This is a genomic window from Curvibacter cyanobacteriorum, from assembly GCF_028649475.1.
Taxonomy (GTDB): Bacteria; Pseudomonadota; Gammaproteobacteria; order Burkholderiales; family Burkholderiaceae_C; genus Curvibacter; species Curvibacter cyanobacteriorum.
The window spans coordinates 642,135-668,150 of record NZ_JAQSIP010000001.1 but is presented as its reverse complement, the minus strand read 5'-3'; the positions used below and the strand labels follow the sequence as shown (position 1 = coordinate 668,150).

Below are 26,016 nucleotides of genomic sequence, written 5' to 3'. Positions count from 1 at the left end.
GTCAGTCTCCGGTTGGGGGGAAAAGCGCCGCTTGCACCGGCGCGTCCTGCGCAGGGGCCGAAGGGGGGAGCTGCGGCGCCTCAGCCGGGGCCGCAGCGGCGGCCGTCGGGGCGCTGGCGGCTGCGCTGGCCGACTCGGTGGGCGCAGCGGCCAGCAAGGCCAGCATGCCGGCTTCGTCAAGCACCGCGACGCCCAGGCTCAGCGCCTTGTCGAGCTTGCTGCCCGCCTCGGCACCCGCCACCACGTAGTCGGTCTTCTTGCTGACCGAGCCGGTGACCTTGGCCCCCGCGGCTTCGAGCAGGTCTTTGGCCTGGTCGCGGCCCAGTGTGGGCAAGGTGCCGGTCAACACCACGGTTTTGCCAGCCAGGGCCGAGCGGGGGGCAGACTCGGCAGCGGGCAAGGCGGCGAGCAGTTCAGCGCGGATCTGGTCCAGCGCCTGCAGCACCTCGGCCTGGCCAGGCTCGGCAACGAAGGCCTGCACGGAGCGCAGCACCTCGGCCGGCAGGTCGGCCTGGTGGATCCAGGCGGCTTGCGGGTCCAGCAACTCGCTGAGGCGGCCCAGGTGGGGCGCCAGTTGCTCGGCGCGCAGCGGCGTCAGCTTGGGCACCTTGAGGGCGCCCAGCAAGCTGGCCAGGCTCAGCTTGTCGGCCAGCGCCGCCACGGGGCGGCCGGTGTCGGGCGGCACCACCCCTTCGGCCACCAGGGTGTCGATGACCTTGCGGTTGTGGTCCTCCTGCAGGAACTCATAGATCGAGGTGGCCACGACGTCTCCCACGTCGGGCAGCACGCGCAACAAGGGCAGCGGCGCGCGGCGCACCCAGTCCAGGCGCCCCAGCCAGTCGGCCAGGGTCTTGCCGGTGGATTCGCCCACATGGCGCATGCCCAGCGCAAACAAAAAGCGCCCCAGGGGCCGCTGCTTGCTGGCGGCGATGCCGTCCAGGATGTTTTGCGCCCATTTGGTGGGCACCTCGTCCCGGCCTTGCAACTCGGCAGCCACACCGTCACGTTCGTCCACACGGCGTTTGACGTCCAAAAACTGCTGCAGCGTCAGCTGGTAGAGGTCGGCCACGCTGTGCAGTTGGTCAAACTCGACCAGGTTGTCGATGTGGCGCTCGCCCAGGCCCTCGATGTCCATGGCGCGGCGGCTGGCAAAGTGGCGGATCGATTCCTTGCGCTGCGCCTTGCAGAACAGGCCGCCGGTGCAGCGCGCCACCACCTCGCCCTCGTCGCGCATGACATGCGAGCCACAGACCGGGCAATGGCGCGGCATGACAAAGCGCAGGTACGGCTCGGGCAAGGCCTCGGCATTCAGGTCCAGCTCGGCGGGGCGGCGCTCGGGCACCACGGCCACCACCTGCGGGATCACGTCGCCGGCCCGGCGCACGATCACCGTGTCGCCCACCAACAGGCCCAGGCGGGCGATCTCGTCCTGGTTGTGCAGCGTCACGTTGGACACCACCACGCCCCCCACGAACACCGGCTCCAGCCGCGCCACCGGGGTGATGGCCCCGGTGCGGCCCACCTGCACATCGATGCCCAGCACCGTGGTCAGCTGCTCCTGGGCCGGGTATTTGTGGGCCACGGCCCAGCGCGGCTCGCGCGTGACAAAGCCCAGGCGGCGCTGCAGCGCCAGGCTGTTGACCTTGTAGACCACGCCGTCAATGTCATAGGCCAGGCGGTCGCGCAGCGCGCCGATCTTCTGGTGAAAGGCCACCAGCTCGGCCGCGCCGTGCGCGATCTGGTCCAGCGCCTCGACCGGAAAGCCCCAGCTTTTGAGCGCCTGCAAGACCTCGAAATGCGTCTGCCAGGCCGGCCCGCCCTGCTCCGCCGGCGTAACCTCGCCCAGACCGTAGGCAAAAAAGCTCAAGGGGCGCTGGGCCGCGATGTTGGAGTCAAGCTGGCGCACCGCACCGGCCGCCGCGTTGCGCGGGTTGACAAACAGCTTGTCGCCGCGCGCGCGCTGGGCCTCGTTGAGGCGCTCGAAATCGGGGCGGCGCATGTAGACCTCACCGCGCACCTCCAGCACCGGCGGGGCGTCGTCGGGCAGTCGCAGCGGGATCTGGCCAATGGTGCGGATGTTGTGGGTCACGTCCTCACCCAGCTCGCCGTCGCCGCGCGTGGCGGCCTGCACCAGCACGCGGTTCTCGTAGCGCAGGTTCATGGCGAGGCCGTCGAACTTGAGTTCGGCCACGTACTCGACCGGCGGCGCGCCCTCGCCCAGGCCCAGCTCGCGTCGGATGCGGGCATCAAAGGCCTCGGCGCCGCTGGCCTCGGTGTCGGTCTCGGTGCGGATGCTCAGCATCGGCACCGCATGGCGCACGCTGCTGAACTGGTCCAACACCCGCCCGCCCACGCGCTGGGTGGGCGAATCGGGGGTCAGCAGCTCGGGGTGGGCCGATTCCAGGGCCTGCAACTCGGCAAACAGGCGGTCGTACTCGGCGTCCGGCAGCGCAGGCTGGTCCAGCACGTAGTAGGCATGGGCCAGCCGGTGCAGTTCGGCCCGCAGCACCGCGGCTCGGGCTTCGGGGCCGGTCGGCAAGGACCCAGGGGCCGCAGCAGCGGCCCCCGGCAACTCAGCTTGGGTCATGGGCGGCTCAGCTGAAAAGGCGGCGCGCCTGGGGCGATCCGGCCGCCAGGTCGCGGCTGTCGAGTGCGTCGTACAGCTGCTCCAGGTCGGTGCCAATGGTGTCCATCGCCTGCTCGGGGATCAGGTTGCCGTTCTGGTCGGTGACCACGCCGTCCATGGCGTCGGCCAGGGCCTGGGCCACCTCGCGCAGGCGGGTGAAGGGGTGCTCGGCCCGCATCACCTGGGGCACGTCCAAGTGCAGCGCGATCTCGCGCAAGGCCGATTGTTCGGGGTCGTCGGCCATGGCGGCCTGGGCGTCGTAGCTCAGACCCAGCAGCGGGGGCAGGCCTGGCGCGGACGCCGGCAGCACCATGCGGCCCGGGATCGCACCCGGCACAAAGCCCTGGCGCGCCGCGTTCTGCTGCACATAACCGGGGCTCCAGGCAGCATGGCGGGCCCGCAGGCTGAAGGACAGCTGGGCATCGTGGTCGCTGGCGAACTGATCGAGCTCGCGACCGCGCGCCACCTCGTGCAGCATGTCGGGGAACTCGGGCGAGGCATTCACCGCGTCGGCAAAGGCCTGGGTCTTCATGACGAACTCGGAGAACTCGATCTCGTTGAGTGCGCCCGTGCGGTTGGCCAGTTGCACACCGGCCTGGAAGGCGGTGTAACGCTGGCCCGGCACGGGGGTTTCCCAGTGCTGGCTGCCCTCGTTGAGGCCTTCGATGGCAAACGGCTTGCTGCCCGCGCGGCGGGTGTGCGGCAAGGCGGCCAGCGCGGCATCGCCGTAGACCGGGGCCTCCAGCGTGAGCGGGGCAATCACATCGATCAGCGAATCCAGGCCGGGCTTGCGCTCCAGCGTGGGCAGGCCCAGGGCGGCCGCGTGGGCGCCGGGTTGGGTGTCGGCAAAGCCGTCTTCCAGGCCCGGTTCAACGCGCTCGGCGCCGGGGGCCTCGGGAGGGGCGTCGGTGGCCTGGGGCTCGGGATCGGGCTTGCGCGGCTCGTTCTTGCGCGAAGTCCAGGTGTTGTAGGCCACCACCGCCGCCAAAATGGCGCCGCCAGCGATGGCCAGGCTGATTTGCAAGGTACTCATGGGGAGGTCTTTTTCCAGAGGCTTGGGTCGTGTGGATTCAGGCTTGGGCCATGGACAGGGCCGACTCCATGTCCACCGCCACGATGCGGGACACGCCTTGCTCCTGCATGGTCACGCCGATCAGTTGCTCGGCCATTTCCATGGCGATCTTGTTGTGGCTGATGAACAGGAACTGCGTGCCCTGGCTCATGCTGGACACCAGCTTGGCATAGCGCTCGGTGTTGGCGTCGTCGAGTGGCGCGTCCACCTCGTCAAGCAAGCAGAACGGGGCTGGGTTGAGCTGGAAGATGGCAAACACCAGCGCGATGGCGGTCAGCGCCTTCTCACCGCCGGACAGCAGGTGGATGGTCTGGTTCTTTTTGCCGGGAGGCTGGGCCAGCACCTGCACGCCCGAGTCCAGGATCTCGTCACCGGTGATGATGAGCTTGGCCGTGCCCCCGCCAAACAGCTCGGGGAACATGCGGCCAAAGTGCTCGTTGACGGCGTTGAAGGTGCCCGACAACAGGTCGCGGGTTTCGCTGTCGATCTTGCGGATCGCGTCCTCCAGCGTGGTCATGGCCTCCACCAGGTCGGCCGACTGGGCGTCCAGGAAGGTCTTGCGCTCGCGCGCAGCGGTCAGCTCGTCCAGCGCCGCCAAGTTGACGGCGCCCAGTGCGGCGATCTCGCGGTTCAGTCGGTCGATTTCCGATTGCAGACCGGTCAGGCGCACCTGGCCCTGCTCGATCGACGCAGCCACCGCCTCCAGGTCGGCGCCGGCGTCGCTGAGCAGGCTGGCGTACTGCTCAAAGCCCAGGCGCGCGGCCTGCTCCTTGAGCTGGAACTCGGTGATGCGCTGGCGCAGAGGTTCGAGCTCACGCTCCACCTGCAGGCGGCGTTCGTCGGTGGCGCGCAGCTGGGCGGTCAGGCCGTCGTATTCGCTGCGGCGCGCGGCGAGGTTCTTCTCGCGCTCCATCTTGCGCTCCAGCGCGTCCTGCAAGCCCCCTTGGGCGGCCGCGTCCGACAGGCGCCCCAGCTCGGCCTGGGCCCGCTGCTCTTCGTCGAGCAAGGCCTCGCCCTGTTGGCGTGCGGTGTCGATGGTGCGCGACAGCTCGCCCCGTCGGGCTTCGAGCGAGCGGCGGGCAAAGGTGGCCTCTTGGGCCTGGCGCTCCAGCGTGCGTTGCTGCTCGCGGCTTTCGGCCAGCTTGCGCTCGGCCTCGATGACGCGTTCGTCCAACTGGGCGTGGCGCTCCTGGGTGTCGGCGAGCTGCATGTCCAGCTCTTCAAAACGGGCCTCGGCGGTGATGCGGCGCTCCTGGATGTCCTCCAGGGCCAGGTCGACTTCGGCGAGGTCGGACTGGATCTGTTCGCTGCGGCTGCGGGTCTGCTCGGCCAGCTGCGACAGGCGCAGGGTCTCGACCTCCAGCTCATGGCGACGGCCCTGCACCTCGGTGGCTTCGCGCCGGGCGGCGACCAGGCGCTGCGAGGCCTCGGCATAGGCCGCCTCGGCGCGCACCAGCGCGCTGCGCGAGTCTTCGGCGATCAGCGCCTGGGCACGCAATTGCTTGTCCAGGTTCTCGATTTCCTGGGCGCGGGCCAGCAGGCCCGACTGCTCGGAATCGGGCGCGTAGAAGGTCACGCCATGCGCCGACACGGCGTGGCCACCCGCCACATAAATGACCTGCCCGGGCGCCAGGTCGGCGCGCTGGGCCAGGGCTTCTTCGAGGCTGCTGGCGGTCAGGCAGCCATGCAGCCAGTCGGCCAGCAAGGCGCGCAGGCTGGCGTCGTGCACGCGCAGCAGGTCGACCAGGCGGGGCGGGCCGCCGCTGACCTCGGGCCGGGGCGCCGACGGCGGGCTGAAAAAGGCCAGCCGCGCCGGCGGTGCGTCGGCACTGCTGTGCCCGAGGAAGCCACGCACCATCTCCAGGCGCGACACCTCGAGGGCGCCCAGGCGCTCACGCAGCGCGGCCTCCAGGGCGTTCTCCCAACCGGGTTCAATGTGCAGACGGCTCCACAGCCCGGCCAGCCCGTCCAGCCCGTGGCGGGCCAGCCAGGGCTGCAGCTTGCCATCGGTCTTGACCTTGTCCTGCAAGGCCTTGAGGGCGTCCAGGCGGGCCGACAGTTCGGCCTGACGCGCCCCCTCGGCGTTCACCGCCTGCTGGCGCTGGCGGCGGTCGTCGTCGAGCTGGGGCACGCTGTCTTGCAGCTCATGCAGGCGGGCCTCGGCCACCTCGGCGGCCTCTTGGGCCTCTTCGAGCTGGCTGCGCAGGGCGTTCAGGCGGGCCTCGTCGGGGGCCGCCAGGGCACTGCGGTCGGCACTGAGCTTGTCGCGGCGCTGGTTCAGGCTGCGCGACTGCTCGTCCAGGCTGCGCTGCTCGGCGGCCAGCACCTGGATCTGCTGCTGCACCTGGGCCACGCTGGCGCGCTGTTCATTGGCACGCTGCTGGCTCAGGCGCAGCGCGTCCTCGAGTTCGGGCAGGCGCATGGCCTGCTCCTCGACCTGGGCGGCCAGCAGCTCGGCGCGCTCTTCGGCGTCCACATCAGCCTCGGCCAGGGTTTCGAGCTGGGCCTCGGCGTCTTCGCGGCGCAAGCCCCACTGGGCCATCTGTTCCTTCAGGGTCACCAGGCGCTGCTGCACGCGCTGGCGGCCTTCGATGACGAAGCGGATCTCGGCCTCGAGCTTGCCCACCTCGGTGCTGGCCTCGTACAACTGGCCTTGCGCCTGGTTGACCTGGTCGCCCGCGGCGTAATGGGCCTGGCGGATGGTTTCGAGGTCGGCCTCGATGTGGCGCAGGTCGGCCACCCGGGACTCGAGGTCGTTCAGGGCCTTGTCGGCATCGGCCTTGACCTTGGCCTGGTCGCCTTCGCTTTCGCGCCGCTTCAGGAACCAAAGCTGGTGCTGCTTGAGCGTGACCTCGCTCTGCAGGGCGTTGTACTTGCGCGCCACCTCGGCCTGCTTTTCGAGCTTGTCGAGGTTGGCATTGAGCTCGCGCAGGATGTCCTCGACCCGGGTCAGGTTTTCGCGCGTGTCGGACAGGCGGTTTTCGGTCTCGCGGCGGCGCTCTTTGTACTTGGACACGCCGGCGGCTTCTTCAAGGAACAGGCGCAGCTCTTCGGGCTTGGACTCGATGATGCGGCTGATCGTGCCCTGACCAATGATGGCGTAGGCGCGTGGCCCCAGGCCCGTGCCCAGAAACACATCCTGCACGTCCTTGCGGCGCACCGGCTGGTTGTTGATGAAGTAGCTGCTGGTGCCGTCGCGGGTCAGCACGCGCTTGACGGCGATTTCTTCGTATTGGTTCCACTGACCGCCGGCGCGGTGGTCGGCGTTGTCAAACACCAGCTCGACGCTGGACCGGCTGGCGGGCTTGCGGGTGGTCGTGCCATTGAAGATGACGTCCTGCATCGACTCGCCGCGCAGTTCACTGGCCTTGCTTTCGCCCAGCACCCAGCGCACGGCATCCATGATGTTGGATTTGCCGCAGCCATTGGGGCCCACCACCCCCACCAGCTGCCCAGGCAGCAGGAAGTTGGTCGGCTCGGCGAACGATTTGAACCCTGATAACTTGATTGAATTGAGACGCACGTCAAACCCTGTTCGGGCTGCAGCGGGGCATCGCCGCTGTCAGCTTGAGGGCCTCCAACCCGCCATGGGCGAAGGCAGCGGTCCGGACGATCCGCGGGGCACGATGTTACCCGAGCCCGCTGCCCTGCTTCACCAGGCCGCGGGCCCTGGCAGCCGCCACCCGCGCCCACGCGGGCCCAGGGGTGCTCCCAGCGCCCCATGGCGGGGGCGGCGACCGACCGGCGGCCTGGCGGCCCCCAGGCCATCGCGCGGGTCATGGCAGCGTGACGGATTCGCCCGAACGCCGCACCATCTGGCCGACGCGGAAGTTCGGGTTGGCCGGGAAGTCGTAGTTCTGGGTCATGCCGCCGGGGTACTCCACCGTCACGACCCAGACCACATGGCGGCCCGCCCGTTCTTCGAGGGCCCGGCCCCCATAGACGCCCCCGGCCGCGCCCGCCACGGTGGCCAGTTGTTTGCCAAAGCCGCCGCCGATCTGGTGCCCGATGGCGGCGCCGATCACGCCGCCCGCGATGGTGCCCAAGGCCCCCGCGTGGCCTTCACGTTCTTCTTCGTTGACGGCGGCCACGGTGCCGCAGCCCTCGCACAGCGTTTGAGCGCGCGGGGCCGGTGGGGGCAGGGGTGCGGCCGCAGGCAGGCCACGGGCCCGGTCGTAGGTGGCGGTGGCGTCGCGGTTGCACTGCATCCGGCTCTCAGGGGTCGACTCCTGATCGCAGATCTGCAGGTCCTGGCGGTAGCGGGCCTGGGCCGATTGGGCCTGGGCGCCCAGCGGGGCGGCCAGGGCCGCGAACAGCAAAGCGCAATGAAGGACGGAAGGGGTGTGGCGCATGGTCATGAACTCGGTGGTGTTGGGGCCTTGTTTATCGCGGCCCCGCGAGCCGCCCAGGCAACGCGCTGTAAGCAGCTGTGCTCAGCCTGCCAGCGTCCCCCAGCAGGGCAGCCCCTGCCCGGCGCGGGCCCGATTCAATTCGTAGCACCTGAAGGTTTTTGTTGCCTTGACCGGCGCGCCTGGCGGCCCAACGGCCCGAACGCGGCCTCGGATTCTGAACTTCATCATTCATTTATCGAATATTGATCTGCATTGCATGTGTGATATAAATTATTTGATATGGAAACCCGCCACCTCGAAGCCTTCTCTGCGGTCATGACCAGTGGCAGCATCACGGGGGCTGCCCGCCTGCTGGAGCGGTCCCAGCCCGCCGTGACGCGGCTCATCCAGGAGCTGGAGGCCGAAATCGGCCACCCCTTGTTCCAGCGCCATGGCCCGCGGGTCACGCCCACTGAGCACGGTTTTGGCCTGCGCGAGGAGGTCGAGCGTGCGCTGGCCAGCCTGCGCCTGGTCAGTGAACGGGCGCGCCAGATTGCGCGCCGCGACGTCCCCAGCCTCGACGTGGTGGCCACCTCGGCCTTGGCCCTGGGTTTGCTGCCCGCTGCGCTGGCCAGCCTGGAATCCCAACAAGGACCGGGGCCGCTGCAACTGCGCAGCACCTCCCCCGAGCAGGTGATGCAAGCCGTGCTCAGCGGCGCCGCCGATCTGGGCCTGTGCAGCCTGCCGCTCGAGCACCGGGGCCTGCAGGTGCACTGGATCGGTCAGGTGCCCTGTGTGGCCGTGCTGCGCGCCGATGACCCGCTGGCCCAGCAGTCGGTGCTGTCCTCACAGGCCCTGGCGGAGCGCCGACTGATCACCCTCAACAACCCCTACCGACTGCGCCACCGGCTGGAGCACGCCCTGCCGTCGCGGCAGCAGTCGGCCCTGATCGAGACCAATTCCTCGGTGAACGCCCAAGCCCTGGTGCGGGCGGGTCTGGGGGTGGCCGTGCTGGAACCCCTGACGCCCCTGAGCCTGCCCGCACCGGATCTGGTGACCCGCCCGCTGGACACCGAGGTGCTGTTTTTCTTTGGCGTCATCACCCTGCAGGCGCGGCCCCGCAACCCCGCGCTGGAGCAGCGTGTCGAGGCCCTGGCCCAGGCGCTGCTGCAGCAGGCCCGCCAGCTGCCGGGCTTCGTCGAACACGCCCCGAGCACCCACACCCATTTGCTGGACGCCGCCCACGGGCGGGTGCCCCAGCCCCCTGCTTCTTCTATTTGACTGCGACAAAGGTTCAAGCCATGAGCACCGCCCCCTCCCCCACCGGCCTGTCGGCCCTGGAAGCCCGCCTTCAACAGGATTTGCAATGGCTGTGCCTGCCTGCCAAACCCTGGGTGCCCCAACACGACCCGGCCGTGCTCGATGTGGCGATCATTGGCGGCGGCATGGCGGGGCTGGCCCTGTCAGCCTCGCTGCGCCACCTGGGGGTGCGCAACCGCATTTACGACCAGGCCCCGGCGGGCTATGAAGGCCCCTGGGCCACCACCGCGCGCATGGAAACCCTGCGTTCGCCCAAAGAGCTGACCGGGCCCGCTCTGGGCCTCGCGAGCCTGACCTTCCGCGCCTGGTTCGAGGCCCAGTTCGGCCTGGCCGCCTGGGACGCGCTGGACAAGATCCCGCGCCTGCAGTGGGCCGACTACCTGCGCTGGTACCGGCAGGTGCTGGACCTGGACGTGCAGAACCAGCACCGAGTCAAGGCCGTGCTGCCCCAGCCCGATGGCACCGTGACGCTGGCCTTGCTCAACGAGGCCGCGTCGCCAGCCCAGGCGCTGACGGTGCGCGCCCGCCACGTGGTGCTGGCCACGGGGCGCGACGGCCTGGGCGGCGCCTGGGTACCAGACTGGGCGCACCAGTTGCCGCGTGATCGCTGGCACCATTCTTCGGATGTGTGGGACGGCGAAAGCCTGCGCGGCCTGCGCGTGGCCGTGGTGGGCGGGGGCTCGTCGGCCATGGACGCCGCCGCCACCGCACTGGAACACGGTGCCCAGCGCGTCGACCTGCTGATCCGCCGCACCGACCTGCCGCGCATCAACAAGGGCAAGGGCGCGGGCCACCCCGGCATGATCCACGGCTACCCCAGCCTGCCCGACGAATGGAAATGGCGCTTCCGCCACTACATCAATGTGCAGCAGGTGCCGCCGCCGCACGGCAGCACGCTGCGGGTTTCGCGCCATGCCAATGCCCATTTCCACCTGGGCACGCCGGTGAAGGGCGCCGAGGTGCGCGCCGACGGCGCGCTGAAGCTGGACACCGGCAAGGGCCCGCTGGCGGCGGATGTGGTGCTGTTCAGCACCGGCTTCCGCACCAACTGGGCCCTGCGCCCCGAGTTCGCGGCCATCGCCCCGCATGTGCGCCAATGGAGTGACCGTTACCAGGCGCCCGCAGGCCTCGAGGACGCCGAGCTCGACCAATCGCCCGACCTGGGCCCGCTGTTCGAGTTCCAGCCCAAGACCCCGGGCGCGCTGCCCGGTCTGGAGCGCGTGCATTGCTTCTGCTACGCCGCGGCCTTGTCCCAAGGTGCGGGCGCAGGCGACATTCCGCAAATCAGCGATGGCGCCCAGCGCCTGGCCCGTGGCCTGGCCGCCGAACTGCTCAAAGAGGACGCCGCCCTGCACTTTGCCGCCATGGAGCGTTACGCCGACCCCGAACTGGACGGCGAGGAATGGACGCCTGCGAGCTTCCCGGCCTACGAGGAAGCGGCCACCGACGCAACGCAGGTCGCGGCATGACGCTCTGGTTCCTGCGCCGCCTGGCCCAGGCCGCGGGGGTGGTGCTGCTGATGACGGTGATCGTCTTCGTCGGCATGCACGCCATCGGCAACCCGATCGACATCCTGATCGGTGACGACCTGAACCAGCAGGAGCGGCTGGAGGCCATCGCCCGGCTCGGGCTGGACCAACCCCTGTGGCGCCAGTACCTGGCCTTCCTCGACGGCGCGGTGCACGGGCAGCTGGGCCGCAGCTTTGTCTACCAGGAAGAAGCCATCCACCTGATCCTGCAACGCCTGCCCGCCACGGTGGAGCTGGCCGTGATCGCATTGCTGATGGCGGTGCTGCTGGGCGTGCCGCTGGGACTGGTGGCCGGCATGTGGCCTGAGCACCCCGCGTCCAAGGCCCTGATGGCCGGGTCGATCCTGGGCTTCTCGCTGCCGGCTTTCTGGGTCGCGCTGATGCTGATCATGTTGTTCAGTGTGCATCTGGGCTGGCTGCCCGCCAGTGGACGCGGCGCCACCGTGACGGTGGGCGGCGTGGCCTGGTCCTGGTTGACCCTGGATGGCTGGCAACACCTGCTGCTGCCCGCGTTCAACCTGGCCTTGTTCAAGATCTCGCTGGTGCTGCGCCTCACGCGGGCCGGCGTGCGCGAGGTGATGCCGCAAGACTTTGTGAAGTTCGCGCGTGCCAAGGGCCTGTCGCCGGCGCGGGTGCTGTTGGTGCATGTGCTGCGCAACACCTTGATTCCGCTGGTCACCGTGCTCGGCCTGGAGCTGGGCTCGACCATTGCCTACGCGGTGGTGACCGAAAGCATTTTTGCCTGGCCCGGTGCTGGCAAGCTGATCCTGGACAGCATCAACGCCCTGGACCGCCCGGTGGTGGTGGCCTACCTGATGGTGGTGGTGCTGATTTTTGTCACCCTGAACCTGGTGGTGGACGTGCTCTACAAATGGCTGGACCCGCGCGTGCGGCTGGAGGGGGCCGCATGAGCGCCCCCCGCCCCCCGATCAAGGTGCCCCTCGGCACCCCGCCCTCGGCGACTGCGGCCCCCCCACGCGGCCGCGAAGACCGCCCCCTGTGGTGGCGCCTGGGCGCCGAATTTGTGCGCTCGCGCGTGGCGCTGGGCGGCCTGCTGGTGCTGCTGGCGGTGTTGCTGCTGGCCCTGGCCGCGCCGTGGATCACCCCCCAGAACCCCTATGACCTGATGCAGCTCGACGTGCTGGACGCGCGCCTGCCGCCCGGCAGCCGCCAGGGCAGCGACCAGTACACCTACTGGCTGGGCACCGACGGCCAGGGACGCGACCTGTACTCGGCCATCGTCTACGGCCTGCGCATCAGCTTGCTGGTGGGGGTGGGCTCGGCAGCGGTGGCGGCCGTGCTGGGCACCTTGCTCGGCCTGCTGGCCGCGTACGCGGGCGGCCGGGTGGACGCATTGCTGATGCGCCTGGTCGACCTGCTGCTGTCTTTTCCCAGCATCCTGATGGCGTTGATGATCCTGGCCTACCTGGGCAAGGGTGTGGGCAATGTGATGCTGACCCTGGTGCTGCTCGAATGGGCCTATTACGCCCGCACCGCGCGCGGCCAGGCGCTGGTCGAAACCCGCCGCGAATACGTCGAGGCCGCGCGCGGCCTGGGCCTGTCGCGCGCGCGCATCGTGCTGGGCCACATCCTGCCCAATTGCCTGCCACCGCTGCTGGTGATTGGCGCCCTGCAGGTGGCGCGCGCCATCACGCTGGAGGCCACGCTGTCCTTTCTGGGGCTGGGCGTGCCGATCACCGAGCCCTCGCTGGGCCTGCTGATCGCCAACGGCTACCAGTACCTGCTGTCCAACGAGTACTGGATCAGCGTCTTCCCTGGCCTGGCCCTGCTGGCCACCATCGTCGCCATCAACCTGGTGGGCGACCAACTGCGCGACGTGCTGAACCCGAGGCTGAGCAAATGACCGCCCCCGACATCACCCTCGAGGTGCGCGACCTGCACACCCGCTTCCACACCCGCGAGGGCGTGCTGCCCGTGGTCGATGGCCTGAGCTTCACCCTGCGCCGCGGCCAGGTGCTGGGCCTGGTTGGCGAGTCGGGCTCAGGCAAGTCGGTGACCGGCTTTTCGATCATGGGCCTGGTGGACCCACCCGGCCGGGTCGAGGGCGGGGAGCTGCTGTTCCAGGGCCAGGACCTGCGCCAGCTGAGCCCGCGTGAACGCCGCGCGCTGCAAGGCAACCGCCTGGCCATGATTTTCCAGGACCCCATGGCCACGCTGAACCCGGTGCTGCGCATCGACGCCCAGATGATCGAGGCCGTCAAGGCCCACCGCCCGGCCAGCACCAAGGAAGCCCGCCAATTGGCCCGCGACACCCTGGCCAGCATGGGCATCCCCAGCCCGGACGAACGCCTGCGCGCCTACCCGCACCAACTGTCCGGCGGCATGCGGCAACGCGTGGCGATTGCCATCGCCCTGCTGCACGGGCCCGACCTGATCATTGCCGACGAACCCACCACCGCGCTGGACGTGACCCTGCAGGCGCAGATCCTGTCGGAGGTGCAGGCCCTGGTGCGCGAACGAGGCACCGCGCTGATCTGGATCAGCCACGACCTGTCGGTGGTGGCGGGCCTGGCCGACCAGATTGCCGTCATGTACGCGGGCCGCATCGTCGAGCACGGCACGGTGGACGAGGTGCTGGACCACCCCCAGCACCCCTACACCCAGGGCCTGATCGGCAGCCTGCCCAGCGCCAACCAGCGCGGTGCGCGCTTGCGCCAGATCAGCGGCATGGCGCCCAGCCTGCTGAACATGCCCAGCGGCTGCGCTTTTGCACCACGCTGTGCGCGGGCCAGTGCGGCCTGCGACAGCCGCCCCGACATCAGCCACCCGCGCACCGACGCCCCGGCGCACCAGGTGCGCTGCCACCACCCGGGCCCTGCCCCACTGGGAGCCCCCGCATGAGCGCCGTCCTCACCCCTGCCGCCCCCTTGAACAACGCCGCGCCTCTGGTCGAGTTGCGCGGCGTGCAGCAGCACTTTGGCCTGCGCGCCCCGCGCGGCTGGCTGGGTCGCCAGCTTCAGCGCGTGACCCAGGCCGCTCCGCCCCCGGTCACGCGGGCCGTCGACGGGGTCGACCTCAGCGTGCAGGCGGGCGAAGTCGTGGGCGTGGTGGGCGAATCCGGTTGTGGCAAATCGACCCTGGGCCGCATCGCGGCAGGCCTGCTGACCCCGACGGGCGGCAGCGTGCAGGTGCTGGGCAAGCCTCTGGAAAGCCTGACGCCCGTCGAGCGCCTAGCCGCCCGGCTGCGGGTGCAGATGGTGTTCCAGGACCCCAACGCCAGCCTGAACCCCCGCCTGCGCGTGGACCGCATCGTGGGCGAAGCGCCGCGCCTGCACGGCCTGACCGACGCCGCGGGCCTGGACGACTACGTGTGCGCCCAGTTGCAGCGTGCGGGGCTGGACCCAGCCCTGCGGCAACGCTACCCACACCAGTTCAGCGGTGGGCAACGCCAGCGCATCGGCATCGCACGGGCATTGGCCGTGCAACCCGCGATGCTGGTGTGCGACGAGGCCGTGGCGGCGCTGGACGTGTCGATCCAGGCCCAGATCCTCAACCTGTTCATGGACCTGCGCGACCAGTTGGGCCTGGCCTACCTGTTCATCAGCCACGACCTCGGCGTGATCCACCACCTGTGCGACCGCGTGGTGGTGATGTACCTGGGCCGCGTGGTGGAGAGCGCGCCGGCCGAGGCGCTGTTCGCCCACCCGGCCCACCCCTACACCCAGGCGCTGCTGGCCGAGATCCCGCGCATCGGCCAGCGCCGCACCCGGTTTTCGGCCCTGCAAGGCGAGATCCCCAGCCCCTTGGCACCGCCCCCGGGCTGCCACTTCCACCCGCGCTGCCCGCAGGCCCAGGCCCGCTGCCGCGAAGAAGCGCCCCAGCTGCGCGGCATCGCGGTGCGCCACGCGGTGGCCTGCCACCTGCACCACGCGCCATGACGCAGCCCGCGCACTGATCTGCCCCACCCACCTGATTCCCACACTGCCCACCCGAGAGGCCCTCATGAACGTTCCCCACCACCGCCTGGCCCTGGTCGCCGGCCTGCTCGCTGCCTTGGGCGGCCTGGCCCAAGCGCAGAACCTGTCGATTGCCTTTGCCGACCCACTGAGCTCGCTGGACCCCCAGCTCAACAACCACGCGGGTGACCGCTCGCTGGCCCTGCACTTCTGGGACTCCATCGTCAACTCGCGTGACGGCGGCAAGCTCGAACCCGCGCTGGCCAGCAGCTGGAAGTCCTTGGACGAGCGCACCTGGGAATTCAAGCTGCGCACCGACATCAAGTGGCAGGATGGCACGCCGTTCACGGCGGACGACATCGTGTTCTCCTTCCAGCGCGCCCGCAATGTGCCGGGCAGTGTCGCGTCCTACACCGGGGCCTTGCGCACGGTCGAGTCGGTCACCGCACGCGACGCCCACACGGTGGTGATCAAGACCAACACCCCCAACCCCATGCTGCCGCTGGAGATCGCGTCGGTGTACGTGGTCAGCAAGCAGGTCGGTGAGAAGTCCAAAACCGAGGACTACAACGCCGGCCGCGCCATGGTCGGCACGGGCCCCTACAAATGGGTGTCCTACACCCCGGGAGACCGCACTGTGATGGAGCGCAACCCCCAGTACTGGGGCCCCAAGCCCGCCTGGGACAAGGTCAGCTACCGCTTCATCAACAACGGCGCGGCCCGCACCGCAGCCCTGCTGGCCGGCGATGTGGACGTGATCGACAAGGTCGCCGTCACCGATGTGGACAAGCTGCGCAAGAACCCCAACGTGGCGGTCTACACCTACCCGGGCCTGCGCGTGCTGCTGGTGCAGCCGAGCTTCCGCGCCGGCCCCAATGAATTCATCACCGACAACGCGGGCAAGCCCCTGGCGCAAAACCCGCTGCTCGACGTGCGGGTGCGCCAGGCACTGTCGCTGGCCATCAACCGAAAAGCGATTGCCGAGCGCATCCTGCAAGGCACGGTGACCGTGGCCAACCAATGGATGCCCAAGGGCAGCTTTGGTTTCAACCCCGACATCCCCGAGATCCCGAACGACCCCGAGCAAGCCAAGAAGCTGCTGGCGGCGGCGGGCTTCCCGGACGGCTTCAAGATCAGCATCCATGTGCCAGGCGACCGCTACCCGCAGGCCCCCGAAAGCGCACAGGCCGTGGCCCAGTTCTGGACCCGCATCGGCGTCAAGACCCAGGTCGAGGTGGTGCCCTGGTCGGTCTATGCGGGCAAGGCCAACAAGAACGAGTACGCCGTGAGCGTGCTGGCCTGGGGCAACGGCACCGGTGAAGCCGCCTACGGCCTGCTCAACGCGTTCGCCAGCGCCGACCCCAAGCGGGGCCGCGGCGCCTCGAACTGGGGCCGCTACAGCAATGAATCGGTCGACAAGGCCCTGGATGCGGCCACCGTGGAGTTCGATGCCAAGCGCCGCGAAGCCATCCTGCGCCACTCGGCCAAGCTGGTCACCGACGACGTGGGCGCCATCCCGCTGTTCCACTACCAAAACATCTGGGCTGCCAAAAAAGGCCTGAAGGTGGTGCCGCTGCTCAGCGACCGCACCACCGCGATGCAGGTCAGCCGACTGGCCAAGTAAGGCGCAACGGCCATGAGCCTCACGCCCCAACTTCGGGTCGAACCCGCGGACGCGCTGATCGACGAGCCGCGCCAGATCCGTGCCAGCGGTCTGCGCCCCGGTGAAACCGTGCGCCTGCAAAGCCGCACCGTGCGCGGCCCCGGCGTGCTGTGGCAGGCCGAGGCGCATTTTCAGGCCGACGCCAACGGCACGCTGGACCTGTCGCGCGATGCCCCCCTGGCCCTGCCCGTGCCCGCCTACACCGGGGTGTCGGCGCTGGGCCTGATCTGGGCCCAGGCCCCGACGGCGCCGGGCGCTTCGCGCGAGGTGTTCCCGGCCGAACCCGGTGCCGCGCTGCACACCACCCTGAGCCTGCACCGAGGCCCGGACACCCTCGCCCAGGCCCTGTTGGTGCAACAACTGGCGGGGCCCGGTGTGCAGCGCCGCGAAGTGCGCGAGCACGGCCTGGTCGGCAGCCTCTGGACCCCGGCCGGACCAGGCCCGCACCCGGCGGTGCTGGTGCTCAATGGCTCGGGAGGCGGCATCAACGAGGCCCGCGGCGCGCTGTACGCCTCGCGCGGCTATGCCGCGCTGGCACTGGGCTACTTCAAGGCCCCTGGCCTGTCGGACTACATCTCCAACACGCCGCTGGAGTACTTTGAGACGGCGCTGCACTGGCTGCACCGCGAACTGCGGCCCGCCCACGGGTTTGTCGCGCTCAGCGGCCAGTCGCGCGGCGGCGAACTGGTGCTGCTGCTGGGGTCGCGCTTCCCGACGCTGGTGTCGGCCGTCATTGGCTATGTGCCGTCGGCGGTGGTCAACTGTGCACAGAACGCCTGCGACCCGGCGCTGGGCCGCGAAGGCTGGGCCTGGCTACACCACGGCCAGCCGATTCCCCACATCTGGACCGACAACCGCACGGCCACCTGGGCGCCTTGGGACCACGGACCCGAACCACGCCGGCACGCCGCGGCCCTGCTGACCTCCTTGCAAGACCCCGACGCCGTGGAGCGCGCCCGCATCCCGGTGGAACGCATCCAGGGACCGGTGCTGCTGCTGAGCGCCGGCGACGATGGCTCCTGGCCCTCCAGCCTGTACAGCCGCATGGTGGTCGACCGCCTGGCCCAGCACCAACACCGCTGGCCCGTGCAGCAGGTGGACGCGCCGGAGGCCGGCCACAGCATCGTCTTCCCCACCGTGCCGACCACCCAGCTGACCTATGCCCACCCGGTGTCCGGCCGGCTCAGCACCACCGGCGGCCAACCGGCCGCCAACGCCCAGGCCGATCAGGCCTCATGGACGGCCGTGCTGGCCTTTTTGCAACAGGCCGTGGCCGACCACGCGGCGGCGCAGGCCTGCCCCCCCAACACTTCTCACTGAAAGCCCCCCATGAGCACAGACTTGATGGATTCCCTGGTGCCCCTGGCCCCGACCGATGCCCTCTACACCACCCGCCACCAGCGCGACAAAGTCGTGGCCGCCACCCAAGGCAGCCACCAGGCCCTGTTCGACCCGGCCCTGCCGGGCCTGAGCCTGGGCGAACGCCTGCATGTGGCCTTGTCGATGGCCCAGACCGTGGGCGTCGAGGCCCTGAGCGCCCACTATGCCCAGGCCTTGCGCGAGCACGGGCCGGTGCAGGATTCGGGCCGGCTGGCCGCCGCCCGCACCTTCGCGCACACCCTGACGGTGGACCCTTTGGCCGGTGACCGCGAGGCCCTGCTGCGCCTGCCCGAGGCGGGCTTCAGCACCGCCGACAGCGTGGCCCTGGCGCAGTTGATCGCCTATGTCAGCTACCAGGTGCGCGTGCTGGCCGGTTTGCAGGCCATCCAGGCCCTGGGCAGCACCGAGGTGACCCCGGCGACCGCCGACGAGGCGCCTTTCGTGCACCCGGCCCACCTGCCACCGCCGGGCCAGGTGCTCAACATCAAGGGCTTCACCAGCGCCACCCTGGGCTGGAAAGCCTGGCTGCCGGTGCTGGACCTGGCCCAGGCCACACCCGAACAGCTGGCCGTGTTGGACACCAGCCACCCCAAGGCCCGCAGCTCGGACTACTACCTGCTGCTGACCCAACAGCCGCGCATCCTGCAGGAGCGGTCGACCGTCTTCAACGCGATCATGTACGCGCCGGGGGGCCTGTCGCGGGCCGAGCGCGAACTGGCCAGCGCCGTGGTGTCGCGCGTCAATGGCTGTGTGTACTGCGCGTCAGTGCACGCGCAACGCTTTGAGCAACTGACCAAGCGCAATGACGTGATTGCCCAGGTCTTTGAGCAGCCGGAGGGCGCAGGCACCAACGCCCGTGAACGCGCCATCGTCGACCTCTCGATCGCCCTGACCCGAGACCCGGCGGCCTTCGGGGCCCAGGACCTGCAGGCCGTGCGCGCCGCGGGCCTCAATGACCTCGAGGTGTTGGACCTGATCCACGCCGTGGCCATTTTTGCCTGGGCCAACCGCTTGATGCTGAACCTCGGCGAGCCCGTCGTCGGCGGCTGAGGCCTGCGGGTCCCAAATGGCGCCGCGCGGGCCGCGCCACGGCCTCAGGGTCGACGGTGCGCGGGCGCCCGTGAGGCATCCCCCGCGCCCGCGGCACAGCAAGCCGGCCCCAAGCGCGTGCCGGCCTTGGCGCCTGGCCACCTGGCCACCTGGCCGCTTGGCCGCTTGGTCGCTTGGTCGCTTGGTCGCCCGGGACGTTTGCACTTTTCAGAGGCTGGTGGCAGCCTTGCTCCGTCTTGCTCCGTCTTGCTCCGTCTTGCTCCGTCTAGCTCCGTCTAGCTCCGTCTAGCTCCGTCTAGCTCCGTCTAGCTCCGTCTAGCTCGGCTTTTACCGCGTTCTCAAGGCTTCGCCTTGCCGGGGCGCTGCGGCACCAGCGCCCGCTGACAGCCCGGTGTACCGCCCCTCATGCTCCCCCCGACCGCTGGGGCTGCGCCCGCCACGGCCACCTTCAAGAGGCCTCGGTGAAGGCCGCCCTCCGGCAACCAACACCCACAGGGCCACCGCCCGGAATTGAGGGCGCCCGAACGCCCGCCCCACCCCACCCCACGCCACGCGGTGCCGGGGCTGGCGCGGTGAAGCGGTCGGAGGCGCTGTCGGAGGTGGTGTAGAGGGCGCCGCCGGAGGGCAGCTGGGCGGCCCGGCCCGGGCAGGTCAGTCGGTGACGTGCCCGGACAGGGGCGCACTGGGCGCACTGGGCGCGCGGCTCAGCTCATTGTTGCCATCCACCAGCACCCGCAGCATGCCCATGAACACGGCCCGTTGGGCCTCGGGCAGCGGCTCCAGCATGCGGGCCTGCGCGCGCAACATGCCGGGCTCCACGGCCTGCAACAGCGCCACCCCGTCGTCGGTGAGGGTCAGCATGCGCACGCGCCGGTCAGTGGGCGAGGCATTGCGCTGCATCCAGCCCCGCGCTTCGAGGCGGTCAATCACACTGCCGATGGTCGAGGTGTCGAAGCCGATCGTGCGTGCCAGCGTGCGCTGGTCCACGCCCGGCTGGCGTTGCACAGCGGCCAGGGCGGCGTACTGCACAGGGGTCACGCCATGCTCCTGCGTCTCTTCCAAAAACACCGCCACGGCAATCTGCTGCAAGCGACGGATGTGAAAACCAGGCAGGTCTTCCAGCGACGGGGTCGAGCTCATTGAACGGGCGGGCATGAACGAAAGCGGACAGACAAGGGGCGGCCAGCAGGGCCAAGGGTTTGTACGGACTTGTGGAATTTGATTCTAATCCACACAATCGTCAGCATACTGTCTATCAGCACACGGCTGATGTAAGGCCTGTTGGTCACCGTCTCGAAAGGAAGCCCCCATGTCCCCTCCCCACAGTCCCCAGGCCCCGGTGATCGTCGCCGGTGGCGGCATTGGCGGCCTGGCCGTGGCCTTGTCCCTGGTGCGCCAGGGTTTCCAGGTCAAGGTGCTTGAGCAAGCCGCCGAGCTGGGCGAGATCGGTGCCGGCATCCAGCTCGGCCCCAACGCCTTCCATGCCTTTGACGCGCTGGGCGTGGGCGAGAAAGCGCGCAGCCGCGCGGTGTTCACCGACTACATGGTCATGCACGATGCGCTCGACGAGTACCAGGTCGGCAAGATCCCGACCGGTGAGGCTTTCCGCCAGCGCTTCGGCAACCCCTACGCGGTGATCCACCGGGTGGACGTGCACAACGCCCTGCTGGAGGGCGTCCAGGAAACCGGTCAGGTCGAGTTTGTGACCTCCACCCGCGTGACCCGCATCGAGCAGGACGCTTCCGGCGTGACCGTGCATGACCAAAACGGCCAGGCCCACCACGGGGTGGCCGTGATCGGGGCCGACGGCGTCAAATCGGTGGTGCGGGCCCAGTACCTCAACGACCCGGCCCGTGTCACTGGCCATGTGGTCTACCGTGCCGTGGTCGACAAGGCCGACTTCCCGGCCGACCTGCAGTGGAACGCGGCCAGCATCTGGGTCGGGCCCAACTGCCACCTGGTGCACTACCCCCTGCGGGGCGGCGAACAGTACAACGTGGTGGTGACCTTCCACAGCCGCCAGCAGGAGGAATGGGGCGTCACCGATGGCAGCAAGGAGGAAGTCCAGAGCTACTTCCAGGGCATCTGCCCCAAGGCGCGCCAACTGATCGACCTGCCCAAGAGTTGGCGCCGCTGGGCCACGGCCGACCGCGAGCCCGTGGCGCAGTGGACGTTTGGCCGCGCCACCCTGCTCGGCGACGCCGCCCACCCCACCACGCAGTACATGGCCCAGGGTGCCTGCATGGCCCTCGAAGACGCGGTCACGCTGGGCGAGGCCTTGCGCGTCAACGGCAACGACCTGCCGCGTGCCTTTGCCCAGTACGAGCGCTCGCGCATCCCGCGCACCGCGCGCATCGTGCTGTCCGGCCGCGAGATGGGCCGCCTCTACCACGCCAAGGGCGTGGAGCGCCTGGTGCGCAACGATTTGTGGAAAGGCCGCAGCCCCGAGCGTTTTTACGACGCCATGGAGTGGCTGTATGGCTGGAACGTCAGCAACTGCTTGAGCGCATGAGGATCACAACATGAACGAACTTGGCCGCCTCGAAGACCTGCCCCAAGACTACCGCGACGCGTTGAAGGCACAGAACCTGGTACCGCTGTGGCCCAGCCTGCGCGCCGTCTTGCCACCCGGCAAACCGCGCCCCAACACACGTGCCACCGCCTGGTCCTACCAGGCCTTGCGCCCGCTGCTGATGCAAGCCGGCCAGCTGACACCGATCGAAAAAGCCGAGCGCCGCGTGCTGGTGCTGGCCAACCCGGGCCACGGCCTCGACAAGATGCAGGCCAGCGCCGCCATCTACCTGGGCATGCAGTTGCTGCTGCCGGGCGAGTGGGCGCCGTCGCACCGCCACACCCCCAACGCGGTGCGCATGATCGTCGAGGGTGAAGGCGCCTACACCACGGTGGACGGCGAAAAATGCCCCATGAGCCGGGGCGACCTGATCCTCACCCCCACCGGCCTGTGGCACGAACACGGCCACGACGGCAGCGAGCCCGTGGTCTGGCTCGATGTGCTGGACCTGCCCCTGGTTCACTACATGGAGGCGTCCTACCACGTGGACGGACCGCGCCAGACCGTGCACCCCGGCAGCGGCCACCGCAGCCACGCCCATGGCGGTTTGCTGCCCACCCCCGTCTTTGAGCGCAGCCGCAAGGCCTACCCGATGTTGCGCTACCCCTGGGTCGAGGCACGCGCTGCGCTGCAGGCCCTGGCCGCCGACCAACCCACGCTGGACGCCGTGCAACTGACCTACAGCAACCCCGCCACCGGCGGCGACGCCGAAAACATCCTGGGCTTTTATGCCTTGATGCTGCGCCCGGGCCAAACCCTGAACCTGCCCGCCCGCTCGCCGGCCAGCGTGTTCCATGTGATCGAGGGCGGCGCCCAGGTGCGCATTGAGGAGCAGGTGTTTGACCTCGCCGAGGCCGACACCTGCTGCGCGCCCGGCTACACGCCCATCACCTTGGTCAACGCCTCGGCCAGCGCACCGGCCTTTGTGTTCATTGCCGACGAGTCGCCACTGCACCGCAAGCTGGGCGTTTACGAAACGCGCTGAGCCCCCTCGAATTGAAACCTCCCTGCTGACCACCCACCCCTTGTTTTGCCCATGAGCACCGAACCCACCTACCTCTGGAACCCGCCCGCCGTTCAGTCCCTGCCCGTGCAGGGCAGCCGCCAGCGCCTGCCGATCAACCGCCTGTTTTTTGTTGGCCGCAATTACCACGCCCACGCCATCGAGATGGGCAAGCCGGTCGACAAGACCGTCGAGCGGCCGTTTTACTTCACCAAGGCGCCTCAGACCCTGGTCGAGAGCGGCGCCACCGTGGCCTACCCACCGGGCACCAGCAACTTCCACTTCGAGATGGAGCTGGTGCTGGTGGTGGGCAAGCCGGGCTTCCGGGTGCGGGCCGAAGACGCGCACGAGCTGATCTACGGCTACGCGCCAGGCCTGGACATGACCCGGCGCGACCTGCAACTGGTGGCCCGCGACAAGGGCCGCCCCTGGGACCTGGGCAAGGACGTCGAGCAATCGTCCGTCTGTGGCACCGTGGTGCCGCTGCCGGGCCAGGTGATCGAGCAAGGCGAGATCGCGCTCAGCGTCAATGGCGACACCAAGCAAAAGTCGGATGTCGACAAACTGATCTGGAACCTGCGCGAAATCATCGCCGACCTGTCCCAGTTCTACCACCTGCAGCCAGGTGACCTGATCTACACCGGCACCCCGGAAGGCGTGGGCGCCGTGCTGCCCGGTGACTTGATCGAGGGCCATGTCGCGGGCGTGGGCACCATCAGCCTGCGCATTGGCGCGGCGGAGTGAGGGCCTGGGCATGAAGCTCTACAACTTCTTTCGCAGCGGCACCTCCCACCGGCTGCGCATCGCGCTCAACCTCAAGGGCCTGAAGCCCGAGTACCTGGCCGTCGACCTGCGCCGGGACGAACACCTGGGCGCGGCCTTCAAGGCCGTCAACCCCCAGGGCCTGGTGCCCGCCCTGGTGCTCGACGGCGGCGAGGTGCTGATCCAGACCCCCGCCATCCTCGAGTGGCTCGAAGAAACCCACCCCCAGCCGCCCCTGCTGCCCACCGACGCCGCCGGCCGGGCCCGGGTGCGCGCGCTGGCCGCCTTGGTGGCCTGCGACATCCACCCGGTCAACAACCGCCGCATCCTCGAAACCCTGCGCCACCAGTTTGGCGCCGACGAGGCCGCCATCAACGCCTGGTGCGGGCGCTGGATCAGCGACGGCTTCGACGCGCTGGAGGCCCTGCTCGCGGCCGACCCGCAACGGGGCAGATTCTGCTTCGGTGACCGCCCCACGCTGGCCGACGTCACCCTGGTGCCGCAGATCGAGAGCGCACGCCGCTTCCAGGTGGACCTGGGCCGCTGGCCCCGCCTGAGCGCCATCGACGCCGCGTGCGCCGCCCTGCCGGCCTTTGCCGACGCGGCGCCTGGGCGCCAACCCGACGCCGGCTGAGCCGCCCCGGTTCACGCAGCCCCACCCGCCCCTCATCAGCACAGAGACAACCATGAACTTTTCCCCCACCCCACGCCGCCCGCTGCTGCGGATGGCGCTTTCGTTGGCCTGCGCGGGCCTGGCCGTTCCTGCGCTGGCCCAGGGCACCGACTACCCCAACAAGCCGGTCACCGTCTACACCGCCTTTGCGGTCGGCAGCGGGCCCGATGCGGTGCTGCGCCTGGTGGCCAACCGCCTCGCCCAGCAGTGGAAGCAGAGCGTCACCGTGGACAACCGCCCCGGCGGCGGTGGCTTCATCGCCATCGAGGCGGTGCGCCGGGCGCCCCCCGACGGCCACAGCTTGGTGCAGCTGGACAGCGAACACCTGGCCGCCCTGCCCTCGCTCTACCCATCGCGCCATCTCGAAACGCTCAAGGCCTTTGACCCGGTCGCGCCCCTGTTCCGCACCCCGTTCATGGTGGCGGTGTCGGCCCAATCGCCCTGGAAGAACGTCAGCGACCTGCTGGCCGCCGCCAAGGCCAAACCGGGCTCGGTGAGCTACGGCTCCTGGGGCGTGGGCAGCCCTGGCCACCTGGGCGCCGAATGGCTGGAAATGCTGACCGGCGTCGAAATGGTGCACGCGCCGTACAAGGAGGTCAGCCAGCTCTACACCTCGGTCGCCAACGGCGACGTGGGCTGGAGCTTTGCCAGCATCCCCTCGAGCCAGGGCGTGTACAAGGCCGGCAAGCTGCGTTACCTCGCGGTGGCCGCGCCCAAGCGCATCCCCCAACTGCCCGAGGTGCCCACGGTGGCCGAAGCCGGCGGCACGGCCGCCCTGGACGTGAACTCTTTTGTGTCCCTGCTGGCCCCCAAGGGCGTGCCGGCCGCGGTGCGCGCCAAGATCCACGCCGATGTGCTCAAGGTGCTGGCCGAACCCGAGGTGCGCGAGCGCTTCAACACCTTCGCCTTCGAGCCCCTGAACTGGTCGGTGGAGGAGATCCTCAAGCAGGCCGACACCAAGGCCACCCAGTACCAGGCCCTGATCAAGAAGGCCAACATCAGCCTCGACTGAGGCGATGGTGATGGCGCGGACGCGGGACGGCTCGCCGGCTGCCCAACGGCTGGTCCCGGGTTTGGCGGGCGCCCGGTGGGCAGGGCCTCGCCTCGGTTGCGCCTCAGTCCGGGTTCAGCCAGCCCTGCAGGCCCTGGATGGTGTCGCGGATGAAGCCCCAGGTCAGCTGCATGCGCGCCTGGTGCTTGGCCTCGGCCGGCATCGACATCCAAAAGGTGCGGGTGAAACGCGCCTGACCGGGCAACACAGGCACCAGCTCAGGGTCGCGTGACGCGACAAAGGCTGGCAGCACGGCCAGGCCCGCGCCGGCCTTCACGGCCTCGTACTGGGTCAGGATGCTGGTGCTGCGCAGCGCAAAGCGCTCGGGGCGGTGCAGTTCGTCCAGCAGTTGCAGTTCTTTGGTGAACAGCAGGTCGTCCACATAACTGATGAACGCATGGCCGCGCAGGTCCTCCCGGGTCTCGATGCGGGGCTGCGACGCCAGGTAGCGGCGCGAGCCGTACAACTGCAGCACGTAGTCGGTCAGCTTGCTGACCAGCACCGGCCCGCGGGTCGGCCGCTCGAGCGAGATGACGATGTCCGCCTCGCGCCGCGACAGGTGCAGCAGGCGCGGCAAGGCCAGCAGGTCCACCGCCAGCCCCGGGTATTGCAGACTCAGCTGCGCCAACTGAGGGGCCAGCACCACGGTGCCAAAGCCCTCGGTGGTGCCAATGCGCACCAGGCCGCTGGGGCCCTGCTCGCCGACCCGCACGCTGCGCTCCACCTGGCGCACGGCGGCCTCCATGGCCTCCACCTGGGGCAGCAGTTGGCGGCCCGCCTCGGTCAGGCGGTGGCCACCGGCTTCGCGCGCAAACAAAGCGGTGCCCAGCTGCTTTTCCAGGGCCTGCAGGCGGCGCGACACGGTGGTGTGGTCCACCGCCAGCTGGCGCGCTGCGGCCACCAGCGTGCCGGCGCGCGCCAGGGCCAAAAAATAACGCAGGTGCTCCCAATCCATGCGGTTCTCCATCTGGGGGCCCGCGCTGGGCGGGCCCGGCTCCAGCCCCAGTGGGGCTGTGCGTTTTTGCAAATCAAGACTGCAATTATGTCTATTGTTATTGCAATTCTGC

General features: G+C 69.5%; 20 protein-coding genes. 14 read left to right on the top strand and 6 right to left on the bottom strand.

What is annotated here, in order from left to right; genetic code table 11:
- Position 1: 1 nt before the first annotated feature.
- The 4 genes from ligA to PSQ40_RS02845 all read right to left on the bottom strand — a co-directional run bounded on the left by ligA (position 2) and on the right by PSQ40_RS02845 (position 8,050).
- Positions 2-2,587: an NAD-dependent DNA ligase LigA gene (gene ligA / locus PSQ40_RS02860; protein ID WP_273948620.1), complete on the bottom strand. Its 2,586-nt coding sequence runs from the start codon at positions 2,585-2,587 to the stop codon at positions 2-4.
- Between the two features lie 7 nt (positions 2,588-2,594).
- Positions 2,595-3,659, bottom strand: a complete 1,065-nt coding sequence (locus PSQ40_RS02855; RefSeq protein WP_273948618.1) for a cell division protein ZipA C-terminal FtsZ-binding domain-containing protein — start codon at positions 3,657-3,659, stop codon at positions 2,595-2,597.
- Positions 3,660-3,696: 37 nt separating this feature from the next.
- Positions 3,697-7,221, bottom strand: a complete 3,525-nt coding sequence (gene smc, locus PSQ40_RS02850) for a chromosome segregation protein SMC (protein ID WP_273948616.1) — start codon at positions 7,219-7,221, stop codon at positions 3,697-3,699.
- 253 nt (positions 7,222-7,474) lie between these two features.
- Positions 7,475-8,050, bottom strand: coding sequence for a glycine zipper 2TM domain-containing protein (locus PSQ40_RS02845; RefSeq protein ID WP_273948614.1), 576 nt, complete (start codon positions 8,048-8,050; stop codon positions 7,475-7,477).
- 279 nt (positions 8,051-8,329) lie between these two features.
- Here PSQ40_RS02845 and PSQ40_RS02840 point away from each other — a divergent pair, with 279 nt between their 5' ends.
- The 9 genes from PSQ40_RS02840 (at position 8,330) to PSQ40_RS02800 (ending at position 18,888) form a co-directional block, all read left to right on the top strand.
- Positions 8,330-9,310 carry a LysR family transcriptional regulator gene (locus PSQ40_RS02840; protein ID WP_273948612.1) on the top strand — a complete coding sequence of 327 codons (981 nt, stop codon included), beginning with the start codon at positions 8,330-8,332 and terminating at the stop codon, positions 9,308-9,310.
- A gap of 20 nt (positions 9,311-9,330) precedes the next feature.
- Positions 9,331-10,818: an FAD-dependent oxidoreductase gene (locus PSQ40_RS02835; RefSeq protein WP_273948610.1), complete on the top strand. Its 1,488-nt coding sequence runs from the start codon at positions 9,331-9,333 to the stop codon at positions 10,816-10,818.
- Positions 10,815-11,789 carry an ABC transporter permease gene (locus PSQ40_RS02830; RefSeq protein ID WP_273948606.1) on the top strand — a complete coding sequence of 325 codons (975 nt, stop codon included), beginning with the start codon at positions 10,815-10,817 and terminating at the stop codon, positions 11,787-11,789. Before PSQ40_RS02835 ends, PSQ40_RS02830 begins: the two co-directional genes overlap by 4 nt.
- Positions 11,786-12,742: an ABC transporter permease gene (locus PSQ40_RS02825; RefSeq protein WP_273948604.1), complete on the top strand. Its 957-nt coding sequence runs from the start codon at positions 11,786-11,788 to the stop codon at positions 12,740-12,742. Before PSQ40_RS02830 ends, PSQ40_RS02825 begins: the two co-directional genes overlap by 4 nt.
- Positions 12,739-13,740: an ABC transporter ATP-binding protein gene (locus PSQ40_RS02820; RefSeq protein ID WP_273948603.1), complete on the top strand. Its 1,002-nt coding sequence runs from the start codon at positions 12,739-12,741 to the stop codon at positions 13,738-13,740. Before PSQ40_RS02825 ends, PSQ40_RS02820 begins: the two co-directional genes overlap by 4 nt.
- Positions 13,737-14,777 (top strand): ABC transporter ATP-binding protein, encoded by a 1,041-nt coding sequence (locus PSQ40_RS02815; protein WP_273948601.1) that lies wholly within the window; start codon positions 13,737-13,739, stop codon positions 14,775-14,777. The genes PSQ40_RS02820 and PSQ40_RS02815 overlap by 4 nt, the downstream gene beginning before the upstream one ends.
- A gap of 64 nt (positions 14,778-14,841) precedes the next feature.
- Complete coding sequence (locus PSQ40_RS02810; RefSeq protein ID WP_273948600.1) at positions 14,842-16,419, top strand: ABC transporter substrate-binding protein; 1,578 nt, start codon at positions 14,842-14,844, stop codon at positions 16,417-16,419.
- Between the two features lie 12 nt (positions 16,420-16,431).
- Positions 16,432-17,778 (top strand): acyl-CoA thioester hydrolase/BAAT C-terminal domain-containing protein, encoded by a 1,347-nt coding sequence (locus PSQ40_RS02805; protein WP_273948598.1) that lies wholly within the window; start codon positions 16,432-16,434, stop codon positions 17,776-17,778.
- A 9-nt stretch (positions 17,779-17,787) separates the two neighbouring features.
- On the top strand, positions 17,788-18,888 hold the full coding sequence (locus PSQ40_RS02800; protein ID WP_273948596.1) for a CMD domain-containing protein: 1,101 nt from the start codon (positions 17,788-17,790) through the stop codon (positions 18,886-18,888).
- Between the two features lie 651 nt (positions 18,889-19,539).
- On the opposite strand, the gene PSQ40_RS02795 is transcribed toward PSQ40_RS02800, so the two are convergent.
- Positions 19,540-20,043 (bottom strand): MarR family winged helix-turn-helix transcriptional regulator, encoded by a 504-nt coding sequence (locus PSQ40_RS02795; RefSeq protein ID WP_273948594.1) that lies wholly within the window; start codon positions 20,041-20,043, stop codon positions 19,540-19,542.
- Positions 20,044-20,197: 154 nt separating this feature from the next.
- On the opposite strand from PSQ40_RS02795, the gene PSQ40_RS02790 reads away from it, so the two are divergent.
- The 5 genes from PSQ40_RS02790 to PSQ40_RS02770 are packed head-to-tail and all read left to right on the top strand — an operon-like array spanning position 20,198 to position 24,910.
- A complete protein-coding gene (locus PSQ40_RS02790) occupies positions 20,198-21,400 on the top strand; it encodes a 3-hydroxybenzoate 6-monooxygenase (protein ID WP_273948592.1) in 1,203 nt (400 codons plus the stop codon).
- 10 nt (positions 21,401-21,410) lie between these two features.
- Entirely contained in the window at positions 21,411-22,445 is a 1,035-nt protein-coding gene (locus PSQ40_RS02785; RefSeq protein ID WP_273948591.1) for a cupin domain-containing protein, read from the top strand.
- A 51-nt stretch (positions 22,446-22,496) separates the two neighbouring features.
- Positions 22,497-23,207, top strand: coding sequence for a fumarylacetoacetate hydrolase family protein (locus tag PSQ40_RS02780; protein WP_273948590.1), 711 nt, complete (start codon positions 22,497-22,499; stop codon positions 23,205-23,207).
- 10 nt (positions 23,208-23,217) lie between these two features.
- Positions 23,218-23,859, top strand: coding sequence for a maleylacetoacetate isomerase (gene maiA, locus PSQ40_RS02775; protein WP_273948588.1), 642 nt, complete (start codon positions 23,218-23,220; stop codon positions 23,857-23,859).
- 52 nt (positions 23,860-23,911) lie between these two features.
- Positions 23,912-24,910: a Bug family tripartite tricarboxylate transporter substrate binding protein gene (locus PSQ40_RS02770; RefSeq protein ID WP_409338536.1), complete on the top strand. Its 999-nt coding sequence runs from the start codon at positions 23,912-23,914 to the stop codon at positions 24,908-24,910.
- Between the two features lie 103 nt (positions 24,911-25,013).
- Here PSQ40_RS02770 and PSQ40_RS02765 read toward each other — a convergent pair whose 3' ends face one another.
- Positions 25,014-25,904 (bottom strand): LysR family transcriptional regulator, encoded by an 891-nt coding sequence (locus PSQ40_RS02765; RefSeq protein ID WP_273948587.1) that lies wholly within the window; start codon positions 25,902-25,904, stop codon positions 25,014-25,016.
- Positions 25,905-26,016: the final 112 nt, after the last annotated feature.